This window comes from Streptomyces sp. NPDC005648, assembly GCF_040605395.1.
Lineage (GTDB): Bacteria > Actinomycetota > Actinomycetes > Streptomycetales > Streptomycetaceae > Streptomyces.
Map to the genome: position 1 here is coordinate 172,546 of NZ_JBEXCS010000005.1, position 13,012 is coordinate 185,557.

The window sequence follows — 13,012 nt, forward strand, 5'->3', positions numbered from 1 at the left end:
TCAGCCGGACCAGGTCGTGTAGAAACTCCCGGGGTTGACCAGGTATCGCACGGTGGCGTGCGGTACGTGGCGCACCTCGTGACCGCGGCTGTAGCGGTACACGAGCTCCCAGTCCTCGCGCGGCAGCACCTCGGGGGTGCGCCGCAGCCGGCTGAAGCGCAGAGCCCTGTCGCGTCTCGCCACAAAGGCGTTGGTGTCCAGGAAGGACTCGCGGGCGGCCCGGCGACGGTCGAACGGCACGGACAGGACGTCCCGTTCGGTGCCGTCCGGCAGCACGCGGCGCAGGGCCGTGTAGACGCCGTCGGGTCCGCCGGGGGCCTCCAGGACCGCCAACGCCCGCTCCAGGTGGTCGGGTTCCCACAGGTTGTCGTCGTCGAGGAAGGCGACGTAGCGCGAGCGGGTGAGCCGGATGCCCACGTTGCGCACGACTCCCGCCATGCCCACGTTGCGTGCGAGCGAGACGGCGAACAGCCGCGGGTCGTCCGGGAGTTCGGGCAGTCCCGCGCCGTCGTCGACGACGATGACGACCTGGTCGGTGACGGTCTGGGCGAGCGCGGACCGTACGGCCGCGCGCAGTTCCTCGGGGCGGCGGTGGGTGGCGACGACCGTGGCGACGAGCGCGTCGGGCAGGGTGGCCAGGGTGGCCGTGAGGCGGCGGACCTCCGCGGTCTCCCGACGGCCGAGCCGGATCGCGGAGGGCGCGAGGAGGACCTTGTTGCGGAGTTCGAAGAGGACGAGCCAGCCGAAGGCGCGCTTGAGGAGCTCCCACGGGGCACGGGCGATGCGTCTCACGATGGTCGTCCCTCTTCCTCAGTCGGCCGGCCTGGGAGTGAGCGCGGTGCCGTCGGAGAACCGGTTGCCCCGCCAGACGTTGCCGGAGCCGGCCGCGTTCCAGGCCGTGACGGCGCCGTAGACACCGGAGTTGCCGTGGTACCGGGTGGAGAAGACGTTGTTGGTGACGACGATCCCGGTGGCCCCGTCACCGCCCCCGTAGAGGGCGTACGCGCCACCGGCGAGCAGGTTGCTGTCGACGACGGTGTTGGAGACATGGCCGGTGTCGGCGAACAGGCCGATGGCAGCGGACGCGCCCTGGTCGACGGCGACGGGGTTGAGCAGGGTGTTGTGCCGGATGACCAGGCTGCCGCTGCTGTCGCCGCCGCTGATCACCGCGTCGGTGTGCTGCCACTCGCCGCCCTCGTTGCGGAACGGCACGAGGTCGTGGACGTAGTTGTCGTGGATGTTGCCCTGCCCCATGGAGAGGGCGTTGCCGAACACGGAGATGTCGCACCATCCGATCTCGATGGAGCTGTTGCCCATGTTGGAGACGGCGTAGTCGACACCGCCGTTGTCGGGACCCTTGCCGGGGACGGCGGTGATGGTGCTGTGCAGGATCCGCAGTCCGTGGTAGCCGGGGCGCAGGTTGACCCCCCACCAGTTGGTGGAGGTGATCTTGGAGTCGATGATGGTCACGTTGTTGGCGTAGATGTCGAGCGAACCGGTGATGTTCCGGCCCTTGATGACCATGCCCTCCCGTCTGATGCTCAGGTTCCCCGGGTTGTCCGCCTTGAGGGAGATACGGGGGCCGGTGGTCCTGGCGTCGGGGAAGGCCGCTTCCCGGGGTGTGATGGTCGTGGCCCGGGGCGAGGGCGTGGCGCTCGGGGAGCTGTGGGTGGCGCGAGCCGAGGGAGAGGCGCTGGACGGCGAGGCCGAGGGGCTCGCACTGGGGCTCGTACTGGGGCTCGCCAACGGGGACGGCGCGTCCTCGGTGGTGCCGGGAGGCGGAGAGGCGGCGGTCGAGCCGGTGCTCCCGGAGCAGGCGGCGCACAGCGCGAGGGTCAGGCCGGCGAGCAGGACGCGGAGCCGTCTCATATGGTCGCCACCGCCCGGGAGCCCAGCAGGGAACGGCGGCCCGGCACCACGCACACCACATAACTGGCCAGCGCGGCAGCGCCGATGGCGAACAGGGCCGGGGTGCCGTCGCCGAGGAGCCGCTTGGCGAGGAGGAGCACCAGGGTCATCACGATTCCCCCGAGGAAGGGCCAGGCACAGGCTCTGGCGATATGGACGAGGCCGATGCCCGCGCGGCGCAGGGCGTAGAGGAACACCGGTACGACGAGACCGGCACCGACGAGGACATGGCCCTGGGAGACGCCGACGATGCCGCCCATGCGGGCGCCGACGATCAGGACCGGGATCAGCGCGACGACCCACAGCCCCTGCACGAGGATGAGGGAGCGGCGCCGGCCGACGGCGACGAGACAGTCGTAGGCGAGTTCGCAGCCGATGCGGATCAGGCCCAGGGCCATCAGCCACGGCAGGGCGTCGGCCGCGGGCAGCCACTTGGCGCCGTAGACGAGCTGGACGACGGGACCGGCGAGGCCGCCGAGCAGGACGCACAGCGGGACGGTGCCGGCGATCAGGACTCCCAGGGCGCGGCTGAAGCCCTGGGCCAGGGCCTGCGGGGAGTCGGCGAGACGGGAGAAGCCGGCGAAGGAGACCCGCCGGGCCGCCTCGGAGATGACCCGCACCGGCCAGCCCGACATGTTGAAGGCCAGCACGTAGAAGCCCAGGGAGACCCCGCCGAGGGTGGAGCCGACGACCATGGTGTCCACGTTGACCACGGCGAGGGCGAGCAGGCTGGCGCCCGCCAGCGGGAGCCCGAACCGAAGCAGGGCGCGGGCCTGCTGGGGATCCCAGCCGAACCGGAGCAGCCCCGGGGCGGCCAGGGCGCAGCCGATCAGGGCCGCGATGTTGCCCGCGACCGCGCCCCACGCGAAGCTCATCGCGCCCCAGCCGGCGAAGGCCAGCAGCAGGGTCACCGCCGTGCTGAGCACGAAGTTCAGCGCGTCGATGACCATCCGCCTGCCCTGCGCGAACTCCCGGGTCAGATATCCGGCCGGCACCTGGGCGATCCCGTCGATCACCAGGCACAGGCACATCACCCGCAGCACTCCCGAGGCGTTCGGGGAGTCGAGCAGACCGGCCACCGTCGGCGCCGCGAGGAACAGGGCGGCGTAGAGCAGACCGCTGGAGGCGGTCGCCAGGGTGAGCACCGTCGGCGCGAAGCGGCGCGGGTCGCCCTCCCAGCGGACGATGGCCAGACTGACGCCCAGTTCGTTGGCGGACAGCAGGACCAGCAGAACGGTCTGCGCGATGCCGTAGACGCCCCACTCCGCGGGGCCGAGGGCGAACCGCGCCAGCAGGATGCCGGTGGCGAAGTTGCCCAGGCGCATGACCACGGTGTTGATCAGGCTCCAGCGGGCCGCCGACCGGACCTTCCGGCCGAGGGAGGCGGGGGCCGCGGGAGCCGGGGTGTCGCTCGGTTCAGCGGTCCCGCTGTCCGGTGTGCGAACGCTGTCCATGAGTCGACTCCTCGTCGAGCGGCTCGGCGGGGGCCACGGCCGTGGCGGACCGCCCCGCCCTCTGTTCCGCGCTGGTCCTCTGCCCGGTGGACCGCGACCAGCTGGGCGGGGTCCGCAGGGCCATCGTCTGTTCGGCGATCCGTTCCCCGGTCTCGGGTTCGGGTTCGGGTTCGGTGACCCGCTGAACGGGTGCCTCCGGCAGCGTGGGCTCCACCGGTCGCGGCACCGCCCGCGACCGGCGGCGCGCCTCCACGTAGAAGACGAGCACCAGACTCAGCACCAGTCCGAGGGCACCGGCCATCACCATGTACTCGATCCGCGTCTTGGTCTGTGCCACCGGGTTCTGCGGAGGCACGATCGTCGTCATGCGGATCATCGCCTTGCTGGTGACCTTCTGCTGCCGCTGGAACTGGTCCAGCCGCTCCTTGGCGTACGAGGTCAGGATCTTGTCCGAGGCCAGGACGGAGGCCTTGTCCGTGCCGGTCACGGTGAGCCACATCAGCGGGCCCTGGGCGTTGTCGGCGAGCTTGGCCTCGAACGTGCCCTTGGCGCCACGGGACTTCAGCTCCCGGATGGACACGTCGGAGTTGAGGTTGCGGGCCAGGCTGTCGGCCATGCCGGTGAGCGAGGTCTGGGTGCTCAGGAACGGGTTGCCGTCATAGGCCACCGTGGCCTTCTGGGAGTTGAGCAGGACCACCGTGCTCTGCGACTGGTAGCTGACCGGGACCAGCAGTACCACGCCGACGATCAGGCCGGCCGTCAGCAGCAGCCCGGGCAGCAGGACATACCAGCGCCTGCGCATGACCCGGAAGATCTCAGCGAGATCCATGGTGGTCCCCCCTTACGACCAGACGTTCGACGAGCATATGTTGCAGGCGGATCATATGGGGAACGTTCGGTCCTCGGTGCGGGGCTGGTCGGTGGGTCTGGGCCGGGTGCTCGCGGTGCCGCCCTCCAGCAGCACTTCGGCGATACGGTCGCTGGCGCGGCCGTCCCACAGTTCGGGACGGCGTGGCGCGGGAGGCCGGTCCAGCACCGTGTGCACGGTGGACACGATCCGTGCGGGGTCCCGGCCGGCCAGCACATTGGTGCCCTGCTCGACGGTGATGGGCCGCTCGGTGTTGTCCCGCAGGGTCACACACGGCACGCCCAGCGCGGTGGTCTCCTCCTGGACGCCGCCGGAGTCGGTCAGCACCACCCGGGCCGCGTCCTGGAGCGCGATGAAGTCCAGGTATCCCGCGGGCGGTACGAGCTTGATGCCCCCGGGCACACCGATGTCGGCCAGCTTTCCGGCCGCGCGCGGGTGCACGGGCAGGACGAGCGGGCAGCGCCCGGCGATCTCGCCCAGGGCCTTCAGCAGCCCGGCGAGGACCTCCGGATCGTCCACATTGGCGGGCCGGTGCAGGGTGACCAGACCGAACTCGCCCTTGGTGAGGCCGTACCGGTCGAGGACGTCCGAGGCCCGGGCCCGGTCCAGGTTGGCCAGCAATGTGTCGATCATCACATTGCCGACCAGGTGGATCTGGTCCTCCCGGTATCCCTCCGCGCGCAGATTGTCGACGGCGTCGGGGGAGGGGGCCAGCAGATAGTCGCTGACCCGGTCGGTGGCGACGCGGTTGACCTCCTCCGGCATGCTCCAGTCGCGGCTGCGCAGACCGGCCTCGACATGGGCGAGGAGCGGGCCGGCCTTGGCGGTGACCAGCGCGCAGGCCAGGGTGGAGTTGATGTCGCCGACCACGACGACGACATCCGGGGCCACCTCGTCGAGCAGCGGCTCGAACGCGGTCATCACCCGTCCGGTCTGCTCGGCGTGGCTGCCGGAGCCGACCCCGAGATAGCGATCGGGCGGACGGATGCCCAGGTCGGCGAAGAACACGTCGTTCATGGCCGGGTCGTAGTGCTGGCCGGTGTGGACGAGGAGCACCTCGGCGCCCCGGGCCTCCAGGGCGTCCATCACCGGTTTGATCTTCATGTAGTTGGGGCGGGCCCCCGCGACGCAGACGATGCGCGGCATTGGTTCAGAGCACCTCGATCGTGGGTCCCGACGGCAGCCGGCGGCGGCAGTCGAGGACGAAGGGAGCGTGTTCGGCGACGAGTTCGTAGTCGAAGGCGTCGTGGTCGGTGAGCAGGACGACGACGTCGGCCGAGGCCAGCTCCTCGGGGGTCGGTTCGACCCGTACCAGCCGGGCGTCCACCGGCAGGCTCTCGACCACGTGCGGGTCCGCCGCCCTGACCTGGGCCCCCATGTCCAGCAGGAGCTGGGAGATCCGCAGCGCGGGCGACTCCCGGGCGTCACCGGTGTTCTTCTTGTACGCGAGCCCCAGCAGCAGGACGCGCGAACCGTTCACCGAGCGGCGTCTGGTGTTGAACAGGTCGGCGATACGGCGCGTCACATAGTCCGGCATGTGGTTGTTGATGTCGTTGGCCAGCTCCACGAAGCGGAAGCTCTGGCCGAGTTCGCGCTGCACCCGCCAGGACAGGTACGAGGGGTCGATCGGCAGGCAGTGGCCGCCGACGCCCGGTCCGGGCGTGAACTTCATGAAGCCGAAGGGCTTGCTGGACGCGGCCTCGATGGCCTGCCAGACGTCGATGTCCAGGTGGTGGGCGAACATCGCGATCTCGTTGACCAGCGCGATGTTCACATGCCGGAAGGTGTTCTCCAGCAGCTTGGCGAGCTCGGCCTCCTTGGGCGAGCTCACCGGCACGGTGGTGTCGACGAGTTGGTCGTAGAAGTCCTGGACGGCCTTGAGGGAGGCCGGGTTCACGCCGGAGACGACCTTCGGGGTCTGCTGGAAACCCCAGACGGTGTTGCCGGGGTCGATCCGCTCCGGGCTGTACCCGAGGTGGAAGTCGGCGCCCGCGGTCAGGCCCGAGCCGTCCTCCAGGATCGGCGCGAACAGCTCCTGGGTGGTGCCGGGATAGGTCGTCGACTCCAGGACGACGGTGGCGCCGGGGCGCAGGTAGCGGGCGAGGGTGGCCGCCGACTCCCTGATGTACCGCAGGTCCGGGGCGCCCTCGTGCAGCGGCGTCGGTACGGTCACCACGGCGACGTCGAAGCCGCCGCAGTCCCGCGCCGAATCGCTGGGCCGGTAGCTGCCGTTGTCCAGTGCCGCCCGGATCCGCTCCGAGGAGACGTCCTCGACGAAGGACTCACCGGCGGCGAGGCTCTTGATCCGCCGGGCGTCGACGTCGTAGCCGATCACCTCGTGACCGACCTCGGCCGCCCGGATGGCCAGCGGCAGGCCCACGTATCCCTGTCCGACCACGACTACGCGCATCAGCGGCTCCTGTTCGCGGAGGCGGCCTGGGGGGAGGGCCGGAAGAACTCGCGTGCCGTCATGAGGAGGAAGGCCGCGTTGGTGGTGAGGTAGCGCCGGCCGAGTCGGCGCGGCTCCTGCAGCGCGCGGTAGAGCCACTCCATGCCCCACCGCTGCCAGGTCTCGGGCGCCCGCTTGGTGACGCCGGCCAGGATGTCGAAGGAGCCGCCGACACCGTGCACCACGCGGGCGCCGGTGCGGGCACCGTAGGCGGCGGTGAAGATCTCCTTCTTCGGCGAGGTCATGCCGAGGAACAGCATGTGCGCGCCGCTGCGGGCGATGTCGTCCGCGATCGACTCCTGCTGGGAGTCGTCGAAGTAGCCGTTGCGGCTGCCGGCCACCTTCAGGCCGGGGAAGCGGTCGGAGACCCGGAGCAGCATCTCCTCCAGCACCTCCTCCTTGGCACCGAGGAAGTACACCGACATGCTGTGGGACTCCGCCTCGGCGAGCAGCCGCAGGAACAGGTCGATACCGGCCACCCGTTCCGGCAGCCGGGCGCGCAGCACCCGCCCGGCCCACACCACGGCCTGTCCGTCGGCCACGACCAGATCGCAGCCGGCCACGGCCTCGGCGAGCCGGGGGTCGCGCCGCATGTTCACCAGCTTCGCGGCGTTGACCACGCCGATCTCCAGCTGCCGGTCCTCGCGCACCGCCGTCAGACAGCGCTCCACGGTCTCGTCCATGGTCAGCGGGTCCAGTTCGACCCCGAAGAGGGACTTGCGCCCGCTCATATCGCGCCTCCCTGCCAGGCGTGGAGCATCCAGCCGAACTCGTACGGCCGGCACTCGCGGTCCACGGCGAGGGGGCGGTAGACCCGGTCCAGGGACTTCAGCCGGAGACCCGGTGAGACCCGTGTGCCGATGCCGCGCACCGCCCGTACCGCCTTCTTCGGGTCGCCCCGGTAGACCTTGCGCCAGGTGACACCGAGGTCGTCCTGGATCAACGGCTCGGGGTCGGCCGCGAGTTCGGGTACGGCCGTCATCCAGCCGAGGCCCTTGCGGATCGCCGCGCCGAAGTCGGAGCCGCCCGCGTCGGTGAGGTCGAACAGCGCGGTCGGCGCCATCCCGTGCTGGTGGACGCTGTAGACCGGGTAGCCCTCCACGACACCGCCGGTGCGCGCGTCGTAGTGCCACCACCACTGCCCGCCGTCGCCCTGCAGTTCGCAGATGCGAGCGGCACAGGCCTCGGCCGCGGCCAGTGCCTCGGGATCGCCGCCCTGGTCGTCGCTGGCGTGGGCGCGGGCCAAGGCCTGGAGAGGGTAGGTCTGGTCCGCGAAGCAGCTGACATGGGCCCGGTACCAGGGCAGCAGCCCGGGTCCGGTGGCGTGCGGGAAGAGCGGGCTGTCACCGATACGGGCCCGCAGCAGACGGTCGCGGGCCACTGTGAAACGTCTCTCCACGTCGACCGTGTCACGAGCCGCGGCGAGGGCGGACAGCACCCACGCCGCCTCGACGGTGTACTGCGGCCGGCCGTCCTCGTCGAGGGCCTCGACCCGTTCGACGGCGTCGGAGAGCTTGGGGTGCCCGGTCTCGGCGGCGGCCCAGGCGATGAGCGCCGCGTCACCGAGGTTGGTCACCGCGGGCAGCGACTCCACCAGCAGACCCGTGAACTCCTGGGCGGTGCGCCCCGCCAGCACCGCGCGCTGGCGCTCCTCGGGCAGGAAGCGCACCCCCAGCGCGGTGATGGCCGCGTACCGGGTGCTGGTCCCGCGCTGCTCCAGGGCCCAGGAACCGTCCGGGGACCGGTGTCCGGCCATGGTGAAGACGAAGGCCTCACCGCCGGGGAGCAGCATCGACGGAAGCCCCGACTCGGCTACCGAGAGGAGCCGTTGGGCGAGCGCGAGCAGCGGCGGTTCCTCACGACCGAGCTCCTCGAGACGTGTACTGGTCATGTTCTGGGCACACCGACCCCCCTGTGGGTCTTGCGGACAGACTGGTGATCGCCGCGGCACCAGGTCACGCGGCGCGAGACGGACGCCGGATGTCAGACGTCAGCCGTCGGAGCGGTCCCCGCTCCTGGTTTTGGACACAGGTGTGTTTCCACCCCGTAACCCCCCCTGGGCACTTCAGGTTAGTGTGCTCATTGTGCTTGGTCTGCACAGTTCGCACACATGTTATGCCGGTGAATGTTCGAAGATTTGCGATTTGGCGGAAACACGAGTCATGCGCGTTCGAGGAGCGCGCCGTCCTTCTCCTCGTACAGGGAGCCTGTCTCGGGACACTCCCAGACGCCCGGCTCCCCTTCCTTCTCGGTCAGTCGTACGCCTGCCCGGCCCACCCAGCCGATCCGGCGCGCCGGGACTCCGGCCACGAGTGCGAAGTCGGGCACGTCCCGGGTCACCACGGCGCCCGCGGCGACGAGCGCCCATCGGCCGATCCGCACCGGGGCCACACAGACCGAACGGGCCCCGAGCGATGCCCCTTCGTCCACCACCACGGCCACGGCCTCCCAGTCGTCGCCGCGCTTCAGCCTGCCCTGCGGGTCCACGGAGCGGGGGAAGTGGTCGTTGGTGAGCACGGCCGCCGGGCCGACGAACACACCGTCGCCGAGCACCGCGGGCTCGTAGACCAGCGCGTAGTTCTGCAGCTTGACGTGGTCGCCGATCCGCACCCCGGGGCCCACATAGGCGCCCCGGCCGACGATGCAGCCGCCGCCCAGCCGGGCGTCCTCCCGTATCTGGGCCAGATCCCAGACGGTCGTCCCGTCGCCGATCGTGGCCCTCTCGTCGACCTGGGCGGTCGGCTGGATCCTGGAACTCACCGGGGTGAACCTTTCTTCGGGGCTGTCCGCCGCAGCGGGGCGAGGAAGCGCGGTCGTCTCCACCGGACGACGACAGTCCCTTCACGAGCGATCACCATACTTACGCCGGACCCGCCGAAGAAGGGCTTTCCTGAACAAACGTCCGAGTCGTAACGGTCGCATGTTCGCGTGGCCGTACAGGTGTTCGTTACTGGTGGGCCGCGTCCGGTGTCGTCCGGTCCGGCCGGATTCGTGCATCTTCCTCGCCGTGCGGGCCGTCCGCCGACTGCTCGCCAACTCCCCACAGGACAAGGCCCGTTCAGGCCGCAAGTTGACCATTCCCGGCCTTCATGACCCTCGCCGGTATGCTGCCCGCGCTGCCGCGTGGCCCTGGCCGAAGTCGCCCCGCACCGCGCCGCGTTGACCGGAGCCGAGCGCACCGACCGCACCGTTGGGCGCGCAACATGCCCGAACGGGTCGTCCTTCGGTACGGCGCCGCACCGGCCGGGCTGGTCCTGGTCACCCTCGACCCGCCACCGCCACCGCCACCGCCACCGCCACCGGCACCGCCACCGGCACCGCACGACCATCCACGGGGCCCGGCGCCGGTCGCTCAGCGGCGGGCGCTCTCGTTGGGCAGCGGCTGTTCGAACCAGACCACCTTGCCCGTGCTCAGCCGGGTCGCCCCCCAGCGCTCGGCCAGTTGGTCGACCAGGAACAGGCCCCGGCCGCCCTCGTCGCTCAGCTCGGCGTGCCGCATCCTCGGCACCACCGACGAGTCGTCCTCCACCTCGCAGCGCAGGACGTCCGTGCACAACAGCCGCAGGGTGATCGGCCGCGAGGCGAACCGGACGGCGTTGGCCACCACCTCGCTGACCAGCAGCTCGGTGGGCTCCACCAGGGAGTCGAGCCCCCAGTGGCGCAGTGTCCGCCGGGTCAGCCGGCGGGCCTGTCCCGCGGTCTGCGGACGGGGCGCCATGTACCAGTGGGCGACGGTCTCCGGCAGGACGCCCTCGAACCGGGCGGCGAGCAGCGCGATGTCGTCGTCCCGGTTCGCCGTCTCCAGCGCGCCGAGCGCCCGGTCGCACAGCTTTTCCAGCGACGGCGGGGCCGGGTCGGAGGCGGCCGATCGCAGCCGGGCCCGCAGCCGTTCCACGCCGGTCAGCACGTCCGAGTGGCGGGACTCGACCAGACCGTCGGTGTACAGCAGCAGGGTCGCACCGGCCGGCGCGTGCATCTCGGTCGACTCGAAACCGCCGCCACCGACCCCGATCGGCGCCCCCGGAGGCACCCGCAGCACCTCCGTACGACCGTCCGGATGCAGGAGCACCGGCGGGAGATGGCCGGCGTTGGCCACCAGCAGCCGGTGCAGCACCGGGTCGTACATCGCGTACAGACAGGTCGCGGTGTGCTCGCTGCCCAGACGCTCCGCCTGCTCGTCGAGGTGGTGCAGGATCTCGACCGGCGCCAGGTCGAGACCGGCCAGGGTCTGCACGATGGTGCGCAGCTGCCCCATGATCGCGGCCGAGGTCATGGAGTGCCCCATCACATCGCCGATCACCAGGGCGACCCTGTTGCCGGGCAGCGGGATCGCGTCGTACCAGTCGCCGCCCACCTGCGCGGTCCGCGAGGCCGGCAGATAGCGGCTGGCCAGCCGGATGCCGGTCGGCTCGGGCAGCGACGGCGGCAGCATGGTCCGCTGCAGCGCGTCCGCGACCGACGCCTCGCGCTCGCGGACCACCGCCTTGTCGATCGCGAGCGCGGTGTGCGTGGCCAGCTGGGAGGCGACGAGCAGATCGTCGTACGTGAAATGCGGGCGGCCGGGGCCGCGTGCCAGGACGACGCTGCCCATGACGTGGCTGCGGCCGTGCAGCGGGGCGATGATCAGCCGTCTGCCGGGGGGCACCGCGCCCGGGGCGTTCACCACCCCCAGCAGTTCGGCGACGACCGAGCGGATGCCCGGCGTGTCGCCGAACATCGGACGGCCGGTCCGCAGCAGCTTGGCCAGCAGCCCCGCGACGGCCGGGCGCACCACTTCAGCCGCTCGTACGGAGCCCGGGGCCGGTGTCGGCGGGTCGGACGCGGCGGGCGACGCCTTCGCGGTGTGCAGGCGCAGGATGCCCGGCGGTTCGGCGGCGTTGTCGCCGACGGGCAGGGGAGCGTACAGATGGATGAACGCCGTGTCGGCGAACGCCGGGACGGCCACCCGGCTCAGCTCCTGGAGGGTCTCGTCGAGATCGGTGCCCCGGGCGATCTGCCGGGTCGCCGCGTCGAGATAGCGGAGCCGGTCGGTCTGCGCCTCGGCGTCCTTCGGCCGGTCCCGCCGCAGCCGCCCGGACGGGGTGTCCCCACGTGACGGAGCGGGACGCGGTGACCGGCGGGCGCGTGCCGTCGGCGGCACACCGGCCGGCTTCTCACCGGTGCCCGAGTCGGCCCCGAGGTGCTTCGTCACGCGTGTCCTTCCGGCCGGGCCGATCAGGAGCCGTCGGGGCGGCGTCTGCAGCGCAGGAAGATCTGTACCTCCGGCGCGACGTCCGCGACGGCCGGGGCGTACGAGTACGAGGACTCGTCGACGATGTCGAAGCCCGCCGTCTCGACCACCTCGCGCAGCTCCTCCCGCAGATAGCCGGAGACCCGGATCGTGCTCCCGATGAACGGGATGGAGAAGTCGTCCACATCGGCCTCGACCATCGAGAGCGCGAGCAGACCGCCCGGAACCAGCAGGTGGTGAACGGTCCGCAGAGCCGGCGGAATCTCGGCGCGCGGAAGCATCAGCAGGGCGAAGAAGGCCGTCACACCGTCGAAGCGGCCGAGGTCCAGCGGGCCTCCCGGGCGCAGATCCGCGAGGTCCGCACAGTGGAACTCGCCCCCGGGTACGTTCTTGCGGGTGAGGGCGACCATGGTGTCCGACAGGTCGACGCCGACGACCCGCAGGTCGGCCTCGGCCAGCTGTCGCGCCGTCGGCACCCCCGTGCCGCACCCCAGATCCAGCACCCGGGACCCCGCGGGCAGTGACGCGATCAGCCACTCGGCGGACTCGATCTGCCCCTCCTTGTGCGGGAAGGCCTCCTCGTAGCGGTCGCCGATGGCGTCGAAGGCCTCGGCCTGGCCGGTGCGGTCGAGCCGCAGGCCGTCATAGCCGAGCTTGTCGCCGGGGCTGCTCACCGGGGGTTCTCCTTTGATCCTGTATGGCCGATTTTGTCATAGTTATACAGACTCGGGCGTCGCCTCGACACCCGATCAGCACTCGATGACATTGACGGCGAGTCCGCCGCGCGCCGTCTCCTTGTACTTGATCTTCATGTCGGCGCCGGTCTCCTTCATGGTCTTGATGACCTTGTCCAGGGAGACGTGATGACGGCCGTCCCCGCGCAGGGCCATACGGGCCGCGGTCACGGCCTTCACCGCGGCCATGCCGTTGCGTTCGATGCAGGGGATCTGGACGAGGCCGCCGACGGGGTCGCAGGTGAGGCCGAGGTTGTGTTCCATGCCGATCTCGGCCGCGTTCTCGACCTGCTCGGGCGAGCCGCCGAGCACCTCGGCGAGGGCGCCCGCCGCCATCGAGCAGGCGGAGCCGACCTCGCCCTGGCAGCC

Annotated in this window: 12 protein-coding genes; all 12 read right to left on the bottom strand. The window is 71.1% G+C overall.

Annotated features, from left to right (window positions below; genetic code table 11):
• Positions 1-792, bottom strand: coding sequence for a glycosyltransferase family 2 protein (locus ABZT17_RS04835; protein WP_356343710.1), 792 nt, complete (start codon positions 790-792; stop codon positions 1-3).
• An 18-nt stretch (positions 793-810) separates the two neighbouring features.
• Positions 811-1,869 (bottom strand): hypothetical protein, encoded by a 1,059-nt coding sequence (locus ABZT17_RS04840; RefSeq protein ID WP_356343713.1) that lies wholly within the window; start codon positions 1,867-1,869, stop codon positions 811-813.
• Entirely contained in the window at positions 1,866-3,362 is a 1,497-nt protein-coding gene (locus ABZT17_RS04845) for an oligosaccharide flippase family protein (protein ID WP_356343715.1), read from the bottom strand. Before ABZT17_RS04845 ends, ABZT17_RS04840 begins: the two co-directional genes overlap by 4 nt.
• Entirely contained in the window at positions 3,325-4,191 is an 867-nt protein-coding gene (locus ABZT17_RS04850; protein ID WP_356343717.1) for a chain length determinant protein, read from the bottom strand. The genes ABZT17_RS04845 and ABZT17_RS04850 overlap by 38 nt, the downstream gene beginning before the upstream one ends.
• A 51-nt stretch (positions 4,192-4,242) precedes the next feature.
• Positions 4,243-5,376, bottom strand: coding sequence for a UDP-N-acetylglucosamine 2-epimerase (non-hydrolyzing) (gene wecB / locus ABZT17_RS04855; RefSeq protein ID WP_356343719.1), 1,134 nt, complete (start codon positions 5,374-5,376; stop codon positions 4,243-4,245).
• A 4-nt stretch (positions 5,377-5,380) separates the two neighbouring features.
• On the bottom strand, positions 5,381-6,640 hold the full coding sequence (locus ABZT17_RS04860) for a nucleotide sugar dehydrogenase (RefSeq protein ID WP_356343721.1): 1,260 nt from the start codon (positions 6,638-6,640) through the stop codon (positions 5,381-5,383).
• Positions 6,640-7,410, bottom strand: coding sequence for a WecB/TagA/CpsF family glycosyltransferase (locus tag ABZT17_RS04865; protein ID WP_356343724.1), 771 nt, complete (start codon positions 7,408-7,410; stop codon positions 6,640-6,642). The genes ABZT17_RS04860 and ABZT17_RS04865 overlap by 1 nt, the downstream gene beginning before the upstream one ends.
• On the bottom strand, positions 7,407-8,570 hold the full coding sequence (locus ABZT17_RS04870) for a hypothetical protein (protein WP_356343726.1): 1,164 nt from the start codon (positions 8,568-8,570) through the stop codon (positions 7,407-7,409). Before ABZT17_RS04870 ends, ABZT17_RS04865 begins: the two co-directional genes overlap by 4 nt.
• Before the next feature lie 269 nt (positions 8,571-8,839).
• A complete protein-coding gene (locus ABZT17_RS04875; protein WP_356343728.1) occupies positions 8,840-9,439 on the bottom strand; it encodes an acyltransferase in 600 nt (199 codons plus the stop codon).
• A gap of 592 nt (positions 9,440-10,031) precedes the next feature.
• A complete protein-coding gene (locus ABZT17_RS04880) occupies positions 10,032-11,747 on the bottom strand; it encodes a SpoIIE family protein phosphatase (RefSeq protein WP_356343757.1) in 1,716 nt (571 codons plus the stop codon).
• A 146-nt stretch (positions 11,748-11,893) separates the two neighbouring features.
• A complete protein-coding gene (locus ABZT17_RS04885; protein WP_356343730.1) occupies positions 11,894-12,583 on the bottom strand; it encodes a class I SAM-dependent methyltransferase in 690 nt (229 codons plus the stop codon).
• Between the two features lie 75 nt (positions 12,584-12,658).
• A partial coding sequence (locus ABZT17_RS04890; protein ID WP_356343733.1) for an L-serine ammonia-lyase, iron-sulfur-dependent, subunit alpha occupies positions 12,659-13,012 on the bottom strand: 354 nt, incomplete at its 5' end.

Excerpts from the sequence above, each read along its gene's own strand:
- ABZT17_RS04840 (WP_356343713.1), bottom strand. The coding sequence starts at position 1,869 with ATGAGACGGCTCCGCGTCCTGCTCGCCGGCCTGACCCTCGCGCTGTGC.
- ABZT17_RS04845 (WP_356343715.1), bottom strand. The coding sequence starts at position 3,362 with ATGGACAGCGTTCGCACACCGGACAGCGGGACCGCTGAACCGAGCGAC.
- ABZT17_RS04850 (WP_356343717.1), bottom strand. The coding sequence starts at position 4,191 with ATGGATCTCGCTGAGATCTTCCGGGTCATGCGCAGGCGCTGGTATGTC.
- wecB (WP_356343719.1), bottom strand. The coding sequence starts at position 5,376 with ATGCCGCGCATCGTCTGCGTCGCGGGGGCCCGCCCCAACTACATGAAG.
- ABZT17_RS04860 (WP_356343721.1), bottom strand. The coding sequence starts at position 6,640 with ATGCGCGTAGTCGTGGTCGGACAGGGATACGTGGGCCTGCCGCTGGCC.
- ABZT17_RS04865 (WP_356343724.1), bottom strand. The coding sequence starts at position 7,410 with ATGAGCGGGCGCAAGTCCCTCTTCGGGGTCGAACTGGACCCGCTGACC.
- ABZT17_RS04870 (WP_356343726.1), bottom strand. The coding sequence starts at position 8,570 with ATGACCAGTACACGTCTCGAGGAGCTCGGTCGTGAGGAACCGCCGCTG.